The 18,005-nt window shown below is 59.4% G+C and carries 16 protein-coding genes; 6 read left to right on the top strand and 10 right to left on the bottom strand.

Features of this window, described 5'->3' with window-relative positions; genetic code table 11:
• Positions 1-32: 32 nt before the first annotated feature.
• The 4 genes from ACWKWE_RS16840 (at position 33) to ACWKWE_RS16855 (ending at position 3,756) form a co-directional block, all read left to right on the top strand.
• On the top strand, positions 33-1,181 hold the full coding sequence (locus tag ACWKWE_RS16840; protein ID WP_401141812.1) for a serine hydrolase domain-containing protein: 1,149 nt from the start codon (positions 33-35) through the stop codon (positions 1,179-1,181).
• Positions 1,182-1,331: 150 nt separating this feature from the next.
• Positions 1,332-2,417, top strand: coding sequence for an OmpA family protein (locus ACWKWE_RS16845; protein ID WP_483851155.1), 1,086 nt, complete (start codon positions 1,332-1,334; stop codon positions 2,415-2,417).
• Positions 2,418-2,465: 48 nt separating this feature from the next.
• Entirely contained in the window at positions 2,466-3,113 is a 648-nt protein-coding gene (gene pdxH, locus ACWKWE_RS16850; protein WP_483851156.1) for a pyridoxamine 5'-phosphate oxidase, read from the top strand.
• Between the two features lie 178 nt (positions 3,114-3,291).
• On the top strand, positions 3,292-3,756 hold the full coding sequence (locus ACWKWE_RS16855; protein WP_166593428.1) for an outer membrane lipoprotein: 465 nt from the start codon (positions 3,292-3,294) through the stop codon (positions 3,754-3,756).
• Between the two features lie 89 nt (positions 3,757-3,845).
• Here the strand turns inward: ACWKWE_RS16855 and nhaA are convergent, their stop codons facing one another.
• The 4 genes from nhaA to ACWKWE_RS16875 all read right to left on the bottom strand — a co-directional run bounded on the left by nhaA (position 3,846) and on the right by ACWKWE_RS16875 (position 8,540).
• Positions 3,846-5,045 (bottom strand): Na+/H+ antiporter NhaA, encoded by a 1,200-nt coding sequence (nhaA, locus tag ACWKWE_RS16860; protein ID WP_483851157.1) that lies wholly within the window; start codon positions 5,043-5,045, stop codon positions 3,846-3,848.
• A gap of 352 nt (positions 5,046-5,397) precedes the next feature.
• On the bottom strand, positions 5,398-7,011 hold the full coding sequence (locus tag ACWKWE_RS16865; RefSeq protein WP_483851158.1) for an NAD(P)/FAD-dependent oxidoreductase: 1,614 nt from the start codon (positions 7,009-7,011) through the stop codon (positions 5,398-5,400).
• A 186-nt stretch (positions 7,012-7,197) separates the two neighbouring features.
• Positions 7,198-7,878: a COG3650 family protein gene (locus ACWKWE_RS16870; RefSeq protein ID WP_483851159.1), complete on the bottom strand. Its 681-nt coding sequence runs from the start codon at positions 7,876-7,878 to the stop codon at positions 7,198-7,200.
• 62 nt (positions 7,879-7,940) lie between these two features.
• Positions 7,941-8,540, bottom strand: coding sequence for a short chain dehydrogenase (locus ACWKWE_RS16875; protein ID WP_341959528.1), 600 nt, complete (start codon positions 8,538-8,540; stop codon positions 7,941-7,943).
• A 104-nt stretch (positions 8,541-8,644) separates the two neighbouring features.
• Between ACWKWE_RS16875 and ACWKWE_RS16880 the strand changes: the two genes are divergently transcribed.
• Positions 8,645-9,553, top strand: coding sequence for a LysR family transcriptional regulator (locus ACWKWE_RS16880; RefSeq protein ID WP_483851160.1), 909 nt, complete (start codon positions 8,645-8,647; stop codon positions 9,551-9,553).
• A 246-nt stretch (positions 9,554-9,799) separates the two neighbouring features.
• Here ACWKWE_RS16880 and ACWKWE_RS16885 read toward each other — a convergent pair whose 3' ends face one another.
• The 5 genes from ACWKWE_RS16885 to ACWKWE_RS16905 form a co-directional block, all read right to left on the bottom strand.
• Positions 9,800-10,501 (bottom strand): ABC transporter ATP-binding protein, encoded by a 702-nt coding sequence (locus ACWKWE_RS16885; RefSeq protein ID WP_166593422.1) that lies wholly within the window; start codon positions 10,499-10,501, stop codon positions 9,800-9,802.
• A complete protein-coding gene (gene livG, locus ACWKWE_RS16890) occupies positions 10,502-11,269 on the bottom strand; it encodes a high-affinity branched-chain amino acid ABC transporter ATP-binding protein LivG (RefSeq protein WP_166593421.1) in 768 nt (255 codons plus the stop codon).
• Positions 11,269-12,531 (bottom strand): high-affinity branched-chain amino acid ABC transporter permease LivM, encoded by a 1,263-nt coding sequence (locus tag ACWKWE_RS16895; RefSeq protein WP_166593420.1) that lies wholly within the window; start codon positions 12,529-12,531, stop codon positions 11,269-11,271. The genes livG and ACWKWE_RS16895 overlap by 1 nt, the downstream gene beginning before the upstream one ends.
• Positions 12,528-13,457, bottom strand: coding sequence for a high-affinity branched-chain amino acid ABC transporter permease LivH (gene livH / locus ACWKWE_RS16900; RefSeq protein WP_166593419.1), 930 nt, complete (start codon positions 13,455-13,457; stop codon positions 12,528-12,530). The genes ACWKWE_RS16895 and livH overlap by 4 nt, the downstream gene beginning before the upstream one ends.
• A gap of 216 nt (positions 13,458-13,673) precedes the next feature.
• A complete protein-coding gene (locus ACWKWE_RS16905) occupies positions 13,674-14,801 on the bottom strand; it encodes a branched-chain amino acid ABC transporter substrate-binding protein (protein WP_166593418.1) in 1,128 nt (375 codons plus the stop codon).
• A gap of 328 nt (positions 14,802-15,129) precedes the next feature.
• On the opposite strand from ACWKWE_RS16905, the gene ACWKWE_RS16910 reads away from it, so the two are divergent.
• Positions 15,130-15,429, top strand: coding sequence for a DUF2288 domain-containing protein (locus tag ACWKWE_RS16910; protein WP_166593417.1), 300 nt, complete (start codon positions 15,130-15,132; stop codon positions 15,427-15,429).
• Positions 15,430-15,808: 379 nt separating this feature from the next.
• On the opposite strand, the gene ACWKWE_RS16915 is transcribed toward ACWKWE_RS16910, so the two are convergent.
• The gene (locus ACWKWE_RS16915) at positions 15,809-17,995 is read right to left on the bottom strand and encodes a hypothetical protein (protein WP_483851161.1); all 2,187 of its coding nucleotides are present in this window, start codon (positions 17,993-17,995) and stop codon (positions 15,809-15,811) included.
• Positions 17,996-18,005 lie beyond the last annotated feature (10 nt).

Here is an 18,005-nt window from a genome sequence, read left to right on the forward strand (position 1 = left end):
CTTTTTGTGCAGCCGAGCCGGAGCGTGACACCGTGCAGATTCAAGGTCATTTCGAGCTTCAATTCGAAGCCGTGCGCGACGCGTTTGCGGCGCTGTTCGACGATCCTCAGGAGCGCGGCGCGGCACTCTGCGTGCAGATTGGCGGAGAGACTGTTCTCGATCTGTGGTCGGGCACGGCAGACAAGGACGGCGCGCAGGCCTGGCACACCGACACGATTGCCAACCTGTTCTCCTGCACCAAGACGTTTACCGCTGTCACTGCCCTGCAGATGGTGGGTGAAGGCAAGCTGAATCTGGATGAACCAGTGTCGCGCCTGTGGCCCGAGTTTGCGGCGGCGGGCAAGCAGTCGATCACCTTGCGCCAGTTGCTCTGCCATCAGGCGGGGCTTCCAGCCATTCGCAACTTGCTGCCGGCCGAAGCGCTTTACGACTGGCAGGCCATGACTGAGGCGTTGGCGGCCGAGGAGCCTTGGTGGACGCCGGGGCAGGGCCATGGCTATGCGGCGATCACATACGGCTGGCTGGTGGGCGAGGTGATTCGTCGCGCCGACGGACGCGGGCCGGGTGAGGCCATCGCTGCGCGCATCACGCGACCGTTGGGCCTGGATTTCCATGTGGGCCTGCCGGACGAGGAATTCCATCGCGTCGCACACATCGCGCGGGGCAAGGGCAACATGGGTGACGAGGCTGCTCAGCGTCTGGTTCAGACGACGATGCGCGAACCTACGTCAATGACCGCCCGAGCGTTCACCAATCCGCCGTCGGTGATGACCAGCACTAACAAACCCGAGTGGCGACGCATGCAACAACCGGCTGCCAACGGCCACGGTAACGCTCGCAGTCTGGCCGGTTTTTACAGCGCGCTGCTTGACGGCAGCCTGCTGGAAGCCGACCTGATCAACGAGCTGACCCGCGAGCACAGCATCGGTCAGGACAAGACCCTGCTCACCCAGACACGTTTTGGGTTGGGCTGCATGCTCGATCAGCAAACCGTCCCCAATGCCACGTTCGGGCTGGGCGGGAAATCCTTCGGTCATCCGGGCGCAGGAGGGTCGGTAGGGTTCGCCGACCCCGAGCGCGATGTGGCCTTTGGCTTCGTCACCAACACATTGGGCCCCTATGTGCTGATGGACCCGCGCGCACAAGGTCTGGTTCGGACGCTTGGTGAGTGTTTGCAATAACTATCGGCGATAAGTGCTTGTTCTACCGACTGTCAGTTAAACCGCTCATATCGGAACCGTAGAGCGGTTTCCTTTTCCAAATCGGCGTTTATGCGTGTTATATGGGCGCTGCTTCGTTCATTTTCTGATCAATTATTTGTGTGAGTCATCATGTCTGCCAATAAAAGTCTCGCATTTGCCTTGTGCCTCGCCGTTACCGGCTGCGCACAAATCCCTCAGGATTCATCGGCCAGCAACGATCACTGGTGGTCGTTCGGCTCCAGCAAAGGCTCAGACGCCGCACCTGTTAAGCCAGCACCCAGCCCGGCGGTCGCTGAAGTGGCCAAAACCGAAGCCGAGAGTGGCTCGCATTGGTACTGGCCGTTCGGCTCTGACCACGGCAAGACCGACAAGCAGCCTGCACTGGCCGCCACTCAGCCTGCCGCCAAGCCGGACGTCGCGAAAGCTGACGATGGTGGCAAGTGGTGGTGGCCGTTCGGCGCCAGCGAAGCGAAGAAAGACGCAGCGCCAGCCGTTCCCAAGGTTGACCCGAAAGTCACCCAGGCCTGGCTCGACCAGTACGAGCCAAAAGTTCGCGAAGCGATCAAGGACAGCAAATTCCAGTTCGAGCGCCGTGAAGACGTGCTGGTCGTGACTGCGCCCGTGGACAGTACCTTCAATCCGGATCGTCCGGAAATGCTGCTGCCGATCAACCTTGGCCCGATCACCCGCATGGCCAAGGTCGTCGAAGGCGATCAGAAAACCGCGATTCTGGTGTTGGGGCACAGCGATGTTGCCAGCGACACCAACCTGAAAATCAGCCAGCAGCGCGCCCAGTCGGTCGCGGCGATCTTCCGCTTGAGCGGTCTTGAGCGTAATCGTCTGAACCTGCGCGGCATGGGGGCGGTGATGCCTCGTGCAGCGGATGACAGCGCTGCGGGTCGTGCACTGAACCGCCGTGTCGAAATCATCATGACGCCGCAGGACACCATGGTCGCGCTGATGGCCAAGTACAACCTGCCGCCGTCCCCGACGCTGGTGGCCGTGCAGCAACAAGCCAAGCCTGCCGTAGCGCCTGCTCCAGCGGCCGCCGCGCCGGCTAAATCCGCAACGCCTGCGAAAAAGGCGACCGCTGCCAAAGCGCCTGCCGCGAAAAAAGCCCCGGTGAAGAAAGCAGCACCTGCCAAGGCCAAGCCTGCACCGGCAAAAGCAGCGGCCAAGAAACCGGCTGCGGACGCCCAAGCGAGTGCCAACTGAGGGTAATATCGGTGTCCCGTTTCCGGATACCGATTAAGGAAGGCAGTGATGAGCCAGCATCTGGCTGATATGCGTCGTAACTACGCTCGCGAGGGTCTGACCGAATCGCAGGCGCCGGCAGAACCCTTTTTGTTGTTCCGTCAATGGTTCGACGAAGCGGTGAAGACCGAGCAAGCGCCTGTCGAAGCCAATGCCATGACACTGGCGACTGTCGACGCAGACGGTCGCCCTCACTGCCGAATCCTGTTGCTCAAAGGGCTGGATGCCCAGGGGTTCACCTTTTTCACCAATTACCAAAGCGCGAAAGGTCAGCAGCTGGAAGCCCGGCCTTTCTCTGCCATGACCTTCTTCTGGCCGACCCTGGAGCGCCAGGTGCGTATCGAAGGTCGTGTTGCCAAGGTCTCCCACGAAGAATCCAACGCCTATTTCCAGGTCCGCCCACTGGGCAGTCGCCTGGGTGCCTGGGCGTCGCCGCAAAGCCAGGTGATTGCAGATCGTGAAGCACTGGAAGGTTTGCTAAAAGCCACCGAAGCGCGCTTCAGCGACACGCAACCGGAGTGTCCTGATCACTGGGGAGGCTATCGACTGGTGCCGGATCGCATCGAATTCTGGCAAGGTCGTCCGAGCCGTTTGCACGATCGCCTGAATTACCGTCTGGTCGATGGGCAGTGGACGCGCGAGCGTCTGGCGCCCTGACGGTTTGGCGGCGAGGGCCGCAACTCTTTGAATCTATCCAACGGGCCGTCGTCCATACTCATAGACGTGGCGACAATCTGTATAGCGCCTGAATAAACGTAAATTACCGGAACAGGCCCGTGACACCGCTCGGTGCCGGGGAGTCTAATGGCTACCTGTTCCCTTGGAGGCAAATGTTATGCGTAAGTCTGTTCTGTTGGTTGCTTCGTTCACCGCCATGGCGCTGACGCTGGGCGGCTGTACTTCGAGCCTGACCGGCGACTCGTATTCGCGCGATGAAGCTCGCCAGGTTCAGACCGTGCGTTTGGGCACCGTCGAATCCCTGCGTCCTGTGAAGATCGAAGGGACCAAGACCCCAATCGGCGCTGGCGCCGGTGCAATCGTGGGCGGTGTAGGCGGCAGCGCCATTGGCGGCGGTCGCGGCAGCATCGTTACAGCCGTGATCGGTGCTGTGGCAGGTGGCCTGCTCGGTTCGATGACGGAAGAAGGCCTGACCCGTGCCCAAGGCGTTGAAATCACCGTGCGTGAAGATGACGGCACCATGCGCGCTTATGTTCAGCAGGTTCAGGAAAACGAGATTTTCCGGGTCGGTGAGCGTGTTCGTATCATGACCGTCAACGGCACCAGCCGGGTTGCCCACTGAGGCAGTTTCCCTGCTGAACAGCTGGAAGCAGGGTTTATGTAACACCCGTTAACAAAATAAACGCCCCGCATTGTCGGGGCGTTTTTCGTTCAGACCTTGGCCTGAGTGCCGACAGCTGACACGTTTCGACTGGCCAAGGCCGTTACGCCATAGCCGATGATCGCGGCGAGTATTGAGCCGGTGAGGATTCCCATGCGGTCCATCCCGGCGAACTCGCTTTGCCCTGGCACGAACGCCAGTGAGCCCACGAACAGGCTCATGGTGAAGCCAATTCCACACAGAATCGACACCCCCAATACCTGACCCCAGTTTGCGCCGGTGGGCAAGGCGGCCATGCCCGTCTTGATGGCCAGCCACGTCAAGCCAAACACCCCCAGCGTCTTGCCCAGCAGCAGACCCAGCGCGATGCCCAAGGGCACGTGATGGGTGAAGCTCTCAAGAGTCACGCCGTTCAACGACACCCCCGCATTGGCGAACGCGAACAACGGCAGGATGCCGTAAGCCACCCATGGATGCAGCGTGTGTTCCAGCTGCTGCAAGGGAGACGGCACGTCTTTCGGGGTCTTCAATGGAATGCAGAACGCCAGGAGCACCCCCGCCAGCGTCGCGTGTACGCCGCTCTTGAGCACGCAGACCCACAGCACCAATCCGACCAGCAGATACGGCGCAAGCTTCGCCACACCCAGCCGGTTCATCGCGATCAATGAGGCGATGGAGGCTGCCGCCAAGGTCAGGGACAGCGTGGACAATTCACCCGAATAGAACAGCGCGATGACGATGATTGCGCCCAGGTCATCAATGATCGCGAGGGTCATCAGGAACAGCTTGAGCGACACCGGAACGCGTTTGCCGAGCAGGGCCAGTACGCCAAGGGCGAAGGCAATGTCGGTGGCCATGGGGATCGCCCACCCACCCAATGCGGCGGGGTTGTCTTTGTTCAGCACCCAAAAAAACAACGCGGGCACTACCATGCCGCCAATCGCGGCAGCACCCGGCAGAACGATCTGCGAGGGACGAGAAAGGTGCCCCTGAATCACTTCGCGCTTGACCTCCAGCCCTATCAACAGAAAGAACAGCGCCATGAGGCCGTCGTTGATCCACAGCAGTGAGGGTTTGGCGATCTTCAAGGCGCCGATCTGTGCGACGACGGGCACGTCCAGAAAACCGTTGTAGAGCCAGGACAACGGCGAGTTATTGATGATCAGGGCGAAGGCAGCCGCAGCGATCAACAACAGACCGCCAGCCGCTTCGAGCTGGAAGAAACGTTTGAATGTATTGCGGACGGGCAAGGTCACTCTCCATGGACATGCGCAAAAGGAGCGACACCGTACCCTGTGTTCTTATGTCTGAAAACAAAAGTTATATTCGATTTTGTTATTAAAAATCGATTTAAAACCTGTATACAACAGATCTGTAATTTTAGTTACAAGATGCTGCGAGGCTTGAGCGGTGTGGGTTGTAGGAATTTTCTGATTTTTGAACGAAAACTTCGGAGTTGTCTCACACGCATGATTCTGTGGAAGCGAATTCATTCGCGATTTGCCAGTACAGACAGTACATCTCTATCGCCTGACACATTTTTCGCGAATGAATTCGCTCCTACAGGTGATACCGCGTCCTCAGGGAACAGGGCGCTATCGGTTAATCAACAATCCCCAACACGCACTTGGCCAACGCCTCGGCAATGCGAATCCCGTCGACACCTGCCGACATGATCCCACCGGCGTAACCCGCGCCTTCACCGGCAGGGAACAGGCCTTTTACGTTGAGGCTTTGCATGTCCGCGCCACGGGTGATGCGCAGCGGAGATGAGGTGCGGGTTTCGATGCCCGTCAACACTGCGTCGTGTTGCGAAAAGCCTTTAATCTGCTTGTCGAACGCGGGCAGCGCTTCACGGATGGCTTCGATGGCAAAGGCGGGTAGGGCGTCTGCCAAATCAGTCAGTTTCACGCCGGGCTTGTAGGAAGGCTCGACTTCGCCCAGTTGAGTCGAGGCCTTGCCAGCGATGAAATCACCGACCAACTGCGCAGGGGCTTCGTAGTTTTCGCCGCCCATGATGTAGGCGTGGGATTCCAGCCGCTCTTGCAGCTCGATACCGGCCAATGGGCTGCCCGGATAATCTTCGTCCGGGGTGATGCCGACCACGATGCCCGAGTTGGCGTTGCGCTCGTTGCGCGAATACTGGCTCATGCCGTTGGTGACGACGCGATTCGGCTCAGACGTCGCGGCCACCACGGTCCCACCCGGGCACATGCAGAAGCTGTAGACCGAACGGCCGTTCTTCGCGTGGTGCACCAGTTTGTAATCGGCGGCGCCGAGTTTCGGATGACCGGCGTATTTGCCCAGTCGCGCACGGTCGATCAGGCCCTGTGGGTGTTCAATGCGGAAGCCCACCGAGAACGGCTTGGCTTCCATGTACACGCCACGGCCGTGCAGCATGCGGAACGTGTCACGGGCGCTGTGACCCAGCGCGAGGATCACATGTTTCGAGTCGATACGCTCGCCGTTGCCCAGCATAACGCCCTGCAGTTGGCCGTCTTCGATCACCAGGTCGGTGACCTTCTGTTCGAAGCGCACTTCACCGCCCAGCGCGATGATCTGCTGGCGCATGTTTTCCACGACGCCGGTCAGGCGGAAGGTGCCGATGTGGGGTTTGCTGACGTACAGAATTTCTTCCGGCGCGCCCGCTTTCACAAACTCGTGCAGCACTTTGCGGCCGTGGAATTTCGGGTCCTTGATCTGGCTGTAGAGCTTGCCGTCCGAGAACGTGCCTGCGCCGCCTTCACCGAACTGCACATTCGATTCGGGGTTGAGCACGTTCTTGCGCCACAAGCCCCAGGTGTCCTTGGTGCGCTGACGCACTTCCTTGCCGCGTTCGAGGATGATCGGCTTGAAGCCCATCTGGGCCAGTAGCAGCCCGGCGAAAATGCCGCACGGGCCGAAACCGACCACCAAGGGCCGCTCGGCCAGATCAGCCGGGGCATGGCCAACGACTTTGTAGCTGACGTCCGGGGCCGGGGTGACGTGTTTGTCGTGGCTCAGGCGTGTGAGCAACGCAGCCTCGTCACGGACTTCGAAGTCGATGGTGTAGATGAATTGCAGTTCGCTGGATTTCTTGCGCGCGTCGTAGCTGCGCTTGAACAGGGTGAAATTCAGCAGCTCGGCACTGTCGATGCCCAGGCGTTGCAAGAGCGCAGGACGCAGCGCTTCGTCCGCGTGGTCCAGCGGCAGTTTGAGTTCGGTGATTCGTAACATTGAAAGGTCCGGTTTCGGGCCGCAGGATCGGCCCGGCAGCGCTACAAGAACCGGCGATTATAAGCCACATTGTCCTTGTAGGAGTGAGCTTGCTCGCGATAGCAGTATTTCAGCCACATGACCATTGACTGACGCACCGCTATCGCGAGCAAGCTCACCCCTACAGGTTTGGGTATCGCTGGCGCGTCAGTCGTTGCGCATGGCCCCGAAATACGCACACCCACGGCGTACCTGCCCATTGACCCGCAACTCGGCCGTCAGGTGCTGCACCGAGCCGTTGGCCGGGTCAACACAGCGCTGCGGGGCGACGTACAGCTCGACATGCTGGTCGTTGGCATCGGTCACCAGATTGAAGCGGCCCTCTGGCAGTTGCTCTTCCAGATACGGCACGGCAAATGGCTCCATGCCTTCACGTTCGAGCACCAGACCCTTGCCGCTGGCGTTGAGGTTCCATTTCGGGCCGTTGCCGCTGGCATGAATGGTCAGGCGTTTGAAGTTGGCATCTTCGCAGGCACCGTTCGGGCGCTCGACGCGATAGAGCTGGTAGACATCGGCCTGTCCGTCACTGCCCTGCGCCCGACTCGCGACGAAGTTGCCGCGCACATCAGCGAACGCCTTGCCGCTTTTGTCCACCACGGAGGCGGCTTCCTGCAGCACGCCGGTATTGCCTTTGTCAGTGACGGCATAGCGACGTTGTTCGTTGCAGGGTTCGAAAAACAGTCTGCCGTTATCGCCGCTGAGAGTGCCTTGCATGCGGATCATGCCGGCCTTGGAGACCGAGGCTGGCTCGGTGTGCGAGGGCAGCAACTGACAGCCCGCAAAAACAGGCAGGAGGGCGAACATCAGGACGGAACGAGCAGCGAACATGGGGCGGTCTCCAGACAAGTGCCGCCACGTTACTCAGGCTGCTCGCGCATCACAAGAGGGGATTAGCCGACGTGATACGTCTGGCCAGTCTGCAGGCCTTCGACGCTTTTGGCGTAGGCCAGCGCGACGTCCGCACCCGACACCGGTTTGAAACCCCGGAAGTAGGGTGCGTAGGCGCCCATGGCTTCGACCAACACGTTCGGACTCACCGAGTTGACCCGCATGCCCCGTGGCATCTCGATGGCCGCTGCGCAGACGAATGCGTCGATGGCGCCGTTTACCAGGCTGGCCGAGGCGCCGGTGCGGATCGGGTCGTGACTGGTGATGCCGGTGGTGAAGGTGAACGAGGCGCCGTCGTTGGCGAATTCGCGGCCGATCAGCAGCAGGTTGACCTGACCCATCAGCTTGTCGCGCAGCCCCAGCGCGAACGAGTCTTCGGTCATGTCGGCCAGTGGTGCGAAGGTGACGTTCCCGGCCGCGCAGATCAATGCGTCGAAAGGACCTACCCGTTCGAACAGTTTGCGGATCGACGCGCTGTCACTAATATCGACGTGCTCGTCACCGCTGTTTCGGCCGATGCGAACGATGTCGTGGCGTGGCGCCAGTTCTTTCTCAATGGCCGTGCCAATGGTTCCGCCAGCGCCAATCAGTAGAATTTTCACAGTGCAGTCCTTCCGTTAATGGATCAGGCGCTCAGTGTGAGCTGCCTTTTCCCACAGATAAATGGGCTAAACGGCATTCCCGGTTTGTCAGAAAGGAAACAATCATGAGCGAAATGGACGATCTGGCGGCGTTTGCCCTGCTGGTCGAAGCCAACAGCTTCACCCTGGCGGCCCAATGGCTGGACACCAGCACCAGCCAGCTGTCCAAGCGCATCAGCAAGCTGGAAAAGAGCTTCGGCGTGACGCTGTTGCATCGCACCACCCGGAGCCTGACGCTGACCTCGGCAGGGGCGATTCTGCTGCCCGAAGCGCGGGCGTTGTTGGCCCAGCGGGATCGTGTGCGTGACGCGATGGCGTACCTGAGCGAGAGCCTGGTAGGCACGGTGCGGCTGACGGTGCCGGTCTCACTGGGCGAGACGTTTTTCGAGGGGCTGCTGACCGAGTTCAGCGCGAAATACCCCGACGTACAGGTCGAACTGGACCTCAACAATCAGTTCCGCGACATGCGCCGGGACGGGTTTGACCTGGGGATTCGCTCCAGTGTCGGCATCGACGAGCGCCTGGTGGCCAAGCCGCTGTTGTCGCTGCAAGAACTGACCTGCGCCAGCCCTGCGTACCTTGAACAGCACGGCAAACCGCAATCCCCCGAAGCGCTGCGGGTGCATCGCTGTCTGTTGAACAGCCACTACGCCGGTCGCGAGACGTGGGTGTATCACCAGAACCACGAATTGAGCCGGGTGAACGTACGTGGGACCTTTGCCAGTAATCACTATGGGTTGCTGAAGAGGGCGGCGTTGGTGGGGGCCGGGATTGCGCGCCTGCCGTCGTACATGGTTCACGATGAATTGCATGACGGGCGGTTGGAGTGGCTGTTGCGCGATTATCAGACGCCGGTGTCGTCGCTGTATCTGGTGCACCCGTTCGAAGGGCATTTGCCGAGGCGGATTCAGGTGATGGCGGAGTATTTGACGGAGTGGTTCGAGCGCAGCACGGTGGCGTTGGAGAAGCTTTGAAGCAAGAGATTCATAGACAAGGCGTGTCAGGCGAACCGCTTCGCTGCCGTCGTACCTCCGGCGTCTCCCACAAGATTTGTGGCGTTACGCAGAGGGCGATCGACACGGCATTGTCGGAAAGTGCCACAGATTTTCGATCCACTGCATCACCTGTGGGAGCCGCCGGAGGTACGACGGCAGCGAACGCGGTGTGTCAGTCGATACCTCTATAACTGACGCACCGCTTTCTCAAGCAAACGCGCTCTGTCACCCGCCCAGATACGCATCCCGCACTTTCGGATCGACCAGCAGCTCGGCGCCCGTGCCCTGCATTACCACCCGGCCGTTTTCCAGCACGTAGGCGCGGTCGGCGATTTTCAGGGCCTGGTTGGCATTTTGCTCGACCAGGAACACGGTCACGCCTTCACGTCGCAGCTGTTCGACGATCTCGAAAATCTGCTGAATGATGATCGGCGCCAGACCCAGTGACGGCTCGTCGAGCAGCAGCATTTTTGGCTTGCTCATCAACGCACGGCCAATGGCGAGCATTTGCTGTTCGCCGCCGGACATGGTGCCGCCGCGCTGGTTGAAGCGTTCCTTCAGGCGCGGGAACAGTTCCAGGACTTTGTCCATCTGCTCCTGATAATCGCCCTTGTCGGTGAAGAATCCCCCCATGGCCAGGTTCTCTTCGACGGTCAGGCGGGCGAACACACGACGGCCTTCCGGCACCACCGCGATGCTCTTGCGCATGATCACCGACGACTCCAGACCGACCAGCTCTTCACCCATGTAGCGAATGCTGCCGCTGTGGGCGCGGGGCGAACCGCACAGGGTCATCAGCAGGGTGGATTTGCCCGCACCGTTGGCGCCGATCAGGGTGACGATCTCACCCTGTTGCACATCGATGCTGACGCCATGCAGCGCCTGAATCTTGCCGTAGAAGGTGGAAACGTTGTCGAACTGCAGCATTTACGCTTCCCCCAGGTAGGCTTTGATCACTTCAGGATTGTCACGGATCTGCTCAGGCGTACCGTCGGCCAGAGGCGTGCCCTGGTTGATCACCACGATGTGGTCGGAAATGCTCATGACCAGCTTCATGTCGTGCTCGATCAGCAACACCGTGGCGTTGTGTTCGTTGCGCAGCACGCCGATCAGCGCTTTCAGGTCTTCGGTTTCCTTGGGGTTCAGACCGGCGGCCGGTTCGTCGAGCATGAGGATGCGCGGGCGCGTCATCATGCAGCGGGCGATTTCCAGGCGGCGTTGCTGACCGTAGGCCAACGTACCGGCAGGGCGGTTGGCGAAGGCTTTCAGGTCGACGGCTTCGAGCCAGTGCTCGGCGTATTCCATGGCCTCGCGCTCGCTGCGACGGTAGGCCGGGGTCTTGAACAGCCCGGACAGGAAGTTGGTGTTCAGGTGACGGTGCTGGGCCACCAACAGGTTCTCGACGGCCGTCATTTCCTTGAACAGGCGCACGTTCTGGAAGGTTCGCACCACGCCTTTGCGGGCGATTTCGTGACCGGCCAGGCCTTGAATCGGCTCGCCGTCCAGCAGGATGGTGCCCGCCGTCGGTTTGTAAAAACCGGTCAGGCAGTTGAATACCGTGGTCTTGCCGGCGCCGTTCGGGCCGATCATCGACACGACCTGTTTCTCGTTGACGGTCAGACCCACGCCATTGACCGCCAACAGGCCGCCAAAGCGCATGCTCAAGCCCGAGGCTTGCAGAAGTGGGCGGCTCATCAGCGTTCCCCCTTGAGTTTCATGACGGGACGCTGCATTGGCAGGAAACCCTGAGGACGCCAGATCATCATCAGCACCATCAAGGCGCCGAAGCCCAGCATGCGGTATTCGCTGAATTCGCGAAGCAGTTCAGGCAGCAGGATCATCACGACCGCCGCGAGAATCACGCCCAGCTGAGATCCCATGCCGCCCAATACCACGATGGCGAGGATGATCGCCGATTCCAGGAAGGTGAACGATTCCGGGGTGATCAGCCCTTGGCGCGCGGCGAAGAAGCTGCCGGCGAAACCGGCGAACGCAGCACCCAGGGTGAACGCGGAAAGCTTGATCACGGTCGGGTTCAGGCCCAGCGCGCGACAGGCGATTTCGTCTTCACGCAGTGCTTCCCACGCACGGCCGATCGGCATGCGCAGCAGGCGGTTGATGACGAACAGCGCCAACAGCGCCAGCAGCAGGGCGATCAGGTAGAGGAAGATCACCTTGTTGATGGAGTTGTATTCCAGGCCGAAGAACTCGTGGAACGTCTGCATGCCTTCAGCGGCTTTACGCTCAAAGCTCAGGCCGAACAAGGTCGGTTTTTCGATGTTGCTGATGCCGTTCGGACCGCCGGTGATGTCGGTCAGGTTACGCAGGAACAGACGAATGATTTCCCCGAAACCGAGGGTCACGATCGCCAGGTAGTCACCACGCAGTCTTAGCACCGGGAAGCCCAGCAAGAAGCCGAAGGTCGCCGAGGCCAGACCGGCCAGGGGCAGGCAGATCCAGAAACCGAAGCCGAAGTAGTGTTGCAGCAGCGCGTAGGTGTAGGCGCCGACGGCGTAGAAGCCGACGTAACCCAGGTCAAGCAGGCCCGCCAGACCGACCACGATGTTCAGGCCCAGGCCCAGCATCACGTAGATCAGGATCAGGGTCGCGATGTCCACCGCGCCGCGCGAGCCGAAAAACGGCCAGATCAGGGCGACGACCACGATGGCACCGAGGAACCAGCGCTGGGTCGATGGCAGGGTCAGGAAATTGCTGGCCTTGTCCGACACCAGTTGGGTTTGAGGGCGCGAACGCCACATGGCACTGATCTGTTCGTTGAACAGCACGCGCAGGAACATCAGCAATGCAGCGGCGAAGATCACCAGCACGGTCGTGGTGCTGGCGCCGACAACCGCCAGATTGACACCGACGATGTCCAGTTTGAGCCCGAGGATCGGGTAGGCAACCAGCAGCACCAGTACAGCGCTGAACAGGGCCGATTTGAGATTCCTGGTCATACTTTTTCAACCTCCGGACGGCCGAGCAGGCCGGTTGGCCGGAACAACAACACCAAGACAAGAAGACCGAACGCCACCACATCCTTGTACTGGTCGCCGAAAATATCGGCGCCAAACGCTTCAGCCACACCCAGCACCAGACCGCCGAGCATCGCGCCCGGGATACTGCCGATACCGCCCAAAACCGCTGCGGTGAAGGCCTTGATGCCGACCAGGAATCCGGCGTTGGGGTTGATCACGCCGTACTGCATGCTCAGCAGTACCGCAGCGACCGCCGCCAGCGCGGCACCGATGACGAAGGTCAGGGCGATGATGTTGTTGGTGTTGATCCCCAGCAGGTTGGCCATCTTGATGTCCTCGGCGCAGGCGCGGCAGGCGCGGCCCAGGCGGGAGCGGGAGATGAACCAGGTCAGGCCGAGCATGGCGATGACGGTCACGATGAAGATCAGGATCTGCATGTACGAGATCACGACTTCATGGGTGCTGGCGCTGCCGAACACGAAGTTGCCGGGAATCAGGTTGGGGATCGATTTGTCTTTGGAATCCTGCGACAACAACACCGTGTTCTGCAGGAAGATCGACATGCCGATCGCGGAAATCAGAGGGATGAGGCGATTGCTGCCACGCAACGGACGGTAGGCAACCCGTTCGATGGCGTAACCGTAGGCACTGGTCACCACGATACTGGCGACGAACGCTGCGGTAATCAGCAGAGGCAGATTGTCCAGGCCCAGCATGGTCAGGCCCGCGAGGGCGATGAACGCCACGTACGAACCGATCATGTACACCTCGCCGTGGGCGAAGTTGATCATGCCGATGATGCCGTAGACCATTGTGTAGCCGATGGCGATCAAGGCATAAGTGCTGCCAATGGTCATGCCATTAACCAGCTGTTGGAAAAAATGATAGAGATCTATCTCGGGCATTGCCGCGCTCCTAAAAACCTTGGCGGTGTTTCACTGGTTGAGTCTTTTTCCCGCTCGCGCGTCGTGATCTACGTCCGCGTCCGGCACGAGCCCAGTGATTCACTGGTGCGGTTTCAAGATGTTCAGGGCATCAGGATTCTTGTGAAATCCCGCGTCCCAGCTAAAACAAAGCCCACTGCGGTTGCAGTGGGCTCCGGGTAAGCATGAAGGTTGTGATTACTTCACAGGGGCTTCAGTCTTGGTGCCATCTTTGTGCCAGGTGTAAACGACGAATTTGAAGTCTTTCAAGTCACCCTTGGCGTCGAAAGACAGATCGCCGGTAGGAGTCTTGAAGGTACCGGCGTGGATGGCGGCTGCCACTTTGGCGGTGTCTTCGGACTTGGCGGTCTTGATGCCTTCGGCGATCACTTCGACAGCGGCGTAGGCCGGGAATACGAAAGGACCGCTCGGGTCTTCTTTCTTCGCCTTGAACGCGTCAACCAGCGCCTTGTTCGAAGGGTCTTGGTCGAAGGATTTCGGCAGGGTCACCAGCAGGCCTTCGGAAGCGTCCTGAGCGATCTGCGAGATGGAAGCGTTGCCCACGCCTTCTGGGCCCATGAAGCCGGCTTTCAGGCCTTTTTCCTGTGCTTGACGCAGGATCAGACCCAGCTCTGGGTGGTAGCCGCCGTAGTAAACGAAGTCGACGTTGGCTTGCTTCATTTTGGCGATCAGCGACGAGAAGTCCTTGTCGCCGGCGTTGATGCCTTCGAACAGGGCGACTTTGACGCCGTCTTTTTCCAGGGTTTGTTTAACGGCAGTGGCGATACCTTCACCGTACTGCTGTTTGTCGTGGATCACAGCGACGATCTTCGGCTTGACTTGCTTGGCGATGTATTCGCCAGCAGCCGGGCCCTGGGCGCTGTCCAGACCAATGGTACGGAACACCAGCTTGTAGCCACGCGCGGTGATTTCCGGGCTGGTGGCGGCTGGGGTGATCATGATCACGCCTTCGTCTTCGTAGATGTCGGACGCTGGCTGAGTGGAGCTGGAGCACAGGTGGCCGACCACGAATTTCACGCCGTCGTTGACCACTTTGTTGGCGACCGCGACCGCTTGTTTAGGGTCACAGGCGTCATCGTATTCAACGGCTTCGAGCTTCTTGCCATCCACGCCGCCTTTGGCGTTGATTTGCTCGATGGCCATTTTGGCACCGCTGAACTGCATGTCGCCGTATTGGGCAACCGCGCCGGTTTTCGGGCCGGCGATGCCGATCTTGATGGTGTCAGCTGCGAACGAATGGCTGGCAACCCCCGCCAGAACCAGTGCGGCAAACAGCTTGGAAATCTGATTAATACCCTTAGTCATGATGCTCCACTCTTGCGTTTGTAGTTTTTATAATCCTGACGGCCAAAGCTGCAGGACCGGATTGATTGATCCAGGCCACACCCCCGGCAACTGTACCGGAACAGTTTAGAGCGCCGGTCGAGCGCTTGAAAAGCTGGCTGCAGGGGGCAAAACCTGTTGATGTCGCTTAATCGAAAGAAAGATACATAATCAAGCCGGCCGATTCCCCAACCGGGTCACCTTTCTATCGGCTTGAGCGAAGTTCTCTGCAATCAATCACTTGTATCCGGGTTTGTGCGTGGGAAAGGCGGCGGTATCATTTACGCCGATTTTCCAAACGGTGAAACCCATGACGCAAGAACCTAGCACCCTCTATGCCAAATTGCTTGGCGAAACGGCTTCTATTACCTGGAAGGAACTCGAACCGTTCTTTGCCAAGGGTGCCCTGTTGTGGGTCGAGCAATCGCAGGATTTGATCGCCGTGGCCGAAGCATTCGCCGAAAACGCTGAGCTGAAAGTGGCTGCCTGGCTGAAGAGCGAGGAAGTCAGCAAGCTCTCTGAATCAACGGCTTTGGACCTCCTGACCCGCGATCCGGCGTTGTGGGCGGTCGTCGTTGCGCCTTGGGTGTTGATCCAGGAAAGGGCGTGATCAGTGATCGTGTGCATTTTTGGTGCGCAGAATGATGGCAAAGTGGGTAGGTCGGTAACTTTAAGTGTGGTGGGGTAGCAGGTCTTGTCTGGATTGAGATCATTACTTTGATGCCCTTCGGGCCTATCGCGAGCAAGCTCACTCCTGCATCTGTTTAAACGTGCCATGGCCTGATGGACCGAGTCGTTAGCCTTGGTGTTCGCCGCACAATTTCAAGGCTTGCTCAAAAAGCTGGTAACTCGATCCATTAGGATGCGGCACGTTGCAAACGATGTAGGAGTGAGCTTGCTCGCGATAGGCCCGAAGGGCATCGATGTAGCAATCTCAACTCAACTCAACTCAACTCAACTCAACGCCAGCCCAACCCAACCCAACACCCTCACCCCAAATACCCCGTCTTACCCGTGTGCTGGTTCAGCGAAATAACCCGCGTCTTTCCAATCCGGTGACGGTAAATCTCTCGCAGGTATTTCACCGCTTTCTTCACGCTCTCGCGGGAAATGCGGATGTCGTTGATCGAGATGAACCGCGCCTTGTCGTCGATCAACTCGCGGTATTTCTTCTCGTACATCGGTTTGATCGCGTACCAGTTGGTGTCCAGGATCTTCGCCGGGTTTTCGTATTCGTTGAGCAGGTCGTCGATGCGTGCCTCGTCGAACTCATCGCTCATGATGAAATCCAGAATCGAGTTGTCCAGCGTGTCATCGAAGCGATACGGCTGTTTGGCGAAACAGCGCTTGATGAAGGCCACGATCAGCGTCAGGAAGTCGTCCGACAGGCACGGGCTCTTGGCGATCAGGGTGGTCAGCGACAGGTTGGCCGACGCACCGATCACCAGCGCGTAACGCTTGAGCGTCGTGTTGGGGAACAGGCTGTTGAGGTGCGTCTTCAACCGGTTCAGGTCCATGTACGACAGCTTGTAATCCTTGGGCAGCGAAACGATCGACACCACCGACGAGCAGTTCTTGAAGAAATGCAGATCGTGCAACGCCGCCGCGTCATACCCCGACGCCTTGTACTGCTCCAGCGCCGCGCGATAGCGTCGTGACTCGATGGGCAGCAGGCTGATGCCCTCGATGGCCTGAGTCATTTTGTTGAAGTGCGGCAGGTCGATGGAGCGGAAGAACAGGTCGTCGATGTTCAGGCGCGGCGGCTCTTTCTCAAACAGCTTGAGCTTGTCCGAGCCCGGCAGCGGCGTCTCCGGGACCACCGACTCGGCGTAGGCAATCGCCACAGGGCCCGCCAGACTCATGAACAGGTCGTTGGCATCCAGGCGAATGGTCTCGCCGATGTCTATCCCTGCACGCCGGAAGTAATTCTGGTCGTAGTCCGTGGTGACGGCCTGCGCTGTCAGAATGTTGAAAATCTGCTGTGAGATGTACTGGTTGGCGTGACGTTCCATCGCATTGACGTCGATGTTCTCGATGGTCCCGTCATCGCTTTCTTCGGCGTAGCGCATGATGTCGTTGGAGATCAGCATCATCGCGTTCCACGGGCGAATACGGCCCATGACGCTGGCTTCGCTGCTGTCTTCGTTCTCGAAGTTGTACGAGAAGTCCCACTCTTCTGCCAGGTACTTGCAGAGCAGCCGTCCGGCGTTGATGTGCAGGGCTTCAGACATTTCGCTGCGATGGTCGGAGATGTTCGGCAACACGCAGATGCCACTGGTGAAAATCGGCTCGAACACAAAAGAGCGCCCCCGCTTGCCATCGTTTTCGCTGGCAGGCTTGGTGTCAAAGGTCTTGTTCATGTACGAGAACTGCTGCGCCAGGCCAAATTCCGAGGCCATGCCCGAACCCGTGCCGCCCCCCGCGCTGAAAATGTAGAAATACAGCCGCGACTGGTTCGCCTTGATGCCGCAGGAATCGATCAGGTAGGAGTGGATCAGCTTCCAGTCCGCGCTGGAAAAGTGGTCGGTGTCTTTGTTCAGGATGATCTTGGCCAGGTACTGACCCAGAATCGGCGCGTTGCCCGCACCCCCGGCGTGGACTTCAGAGAGGTCCATGATCTTCATCTTGGAGTAGTCCTTGATGAAGCCGCTTTTGTCTCCTTTGCGCGAGAAGCGGATGCGCCCGGCGATGTCCTTGTCCAGATCGCCGAGCATCACCAGCGGCTCGACCAGAAACACCGGCTTGCTCGACTTGTTCTGCCCCAGACGCAGGTTGTTGCGAATCCAGCGGGCAGGGCTGTAGCCCTTGTCGTCGCGCAGACGTTCGTCGTTGTTCAGCTGGTTCAGGTAAAACGTGCGGGCGTTGTAGACCAGTTCAGCGACGTCCAGCGCGATGTTGGAACCGCAACGTCCCAGTCCGATCAGGCAAACGGACGGGAATTGTTGGTCGGCGCGGTTTTCCGTTTCTTCGAAGTGAATCGATGGCGGAAATACCATGTCACGCAAGCCGTCGAGGTTGTCGAGGATGCGATCCGTGTCGGTTTCAGTGAAGTAGAGATACGACTGCGCGGGCACGGGCTGCGGTCGATAATCGACGGGTGGCAACGCGCTGTGCTCGTTGAGTACGGTTTGCAGAAGTTCGGATACTGCGCCTGCAGCCTCGGTTTTATGGGTCATTGCACGCCAC

The organism is Pseudomonas salicis, from assembly GCF_057128705.1.

Excerpts from the sequence above, each read along its gene's own strand:
- ACWKWE_RS16905 (WP_166593418.1), bottom strand. The coding sequence starts at position 14,801 with ATGACTAAGGGTATTAATCAGATTTCCAAGCTGTTTGCCGCACTGGTT.
- ACWKWE_RS16915 (WP_483851161.1), bottom strand. The coding sequence starts at position 17,995 with ATGACCCATAAAACCGAGGCTGCAGGCGCAGTATCCGAACTTCTGCAA.
- ACWKWE_RS16880 (WP_483851160.1), top strand. The coding sequence starts at position 8,645 with ATGAGCGAAATGGACGATCTGGCGGCGTTTGCCCTGCTGGTCGAAGCC.
- ACWKWE_RS16910 (WP_166593417.1), top strand. The coding sequence starts at position 15,130 with ATGACGCAAGAACCTAGCACCCTCTATGCCAAATTGCTTGGCGAAACG.
- ACWKWE_RS16855 (WP_166593428.1), top strand. The coding sequence starts at position 3,292 with ATGCGTAAGTCTGTTCTGTTGGTTGCTTCGTTCACCGCCATGGCGCTG.
- ACWKWE_RS16870 (WP_483851159.1), bottom strand. The coding sequence starts at position 7,878 with ATGTTCGCTGCTCGTTCCGTCCTGATGTTCGCCCTCCTGCCTGTTTTT.
- ACWKWE_RS16865 (WP_483851158.1), bottom strand. The coding sequence starts at position 7,011 with ATGTTACGAATCACCGAACTCAAACTGCCGCTGGACCACGCGGACGAA.
- livH (WP_166593419.1), bottom strand. The coding sequence starts at position 13,457 with ATGCCCGAGATAGATCTCTATCATTTTTTCCAACAGCTGGTTAATGGC.
- pdxH (WP_483851156.1), top strand. The coding sequence starts at position 2,466 with ATGAGCCAGCATCTGGCTGATATGCGTCGTAACTACGCTCGCGAGGGT.
- ACWKWE_RS16895 (WP_166593420.1), bottom strand. The coding sequence starts at position 12,531 with ATGACCAGGAATCTCAAATCGGCCCTGTTCAGCGCTGTACTGGTGCTG.
- ACWKWE_RS16885 (WP_166593422.1), bottom strand. The coding sequence starts at position 10,501 with ATGCTGCAGTTCGACAACGTTTCCACCTTCTACGGCAAGATTCAGGCG.
- ACWKWE_RS16845 (WP_483851155.1), top strand. The coding sequence starts at position 1,332 with ATGTCTGCCAATAAAAGTCTCGCATTTGCCTTGTGCCTCGCCGTTACC.
- livG (WP_166593421.1), bottom strand. The coding sequence starts at position 11,269 with ATGAGCCGCCCACTTCTGCAAGCCTCGGGCTTGAGCATGCGCTTTGGC.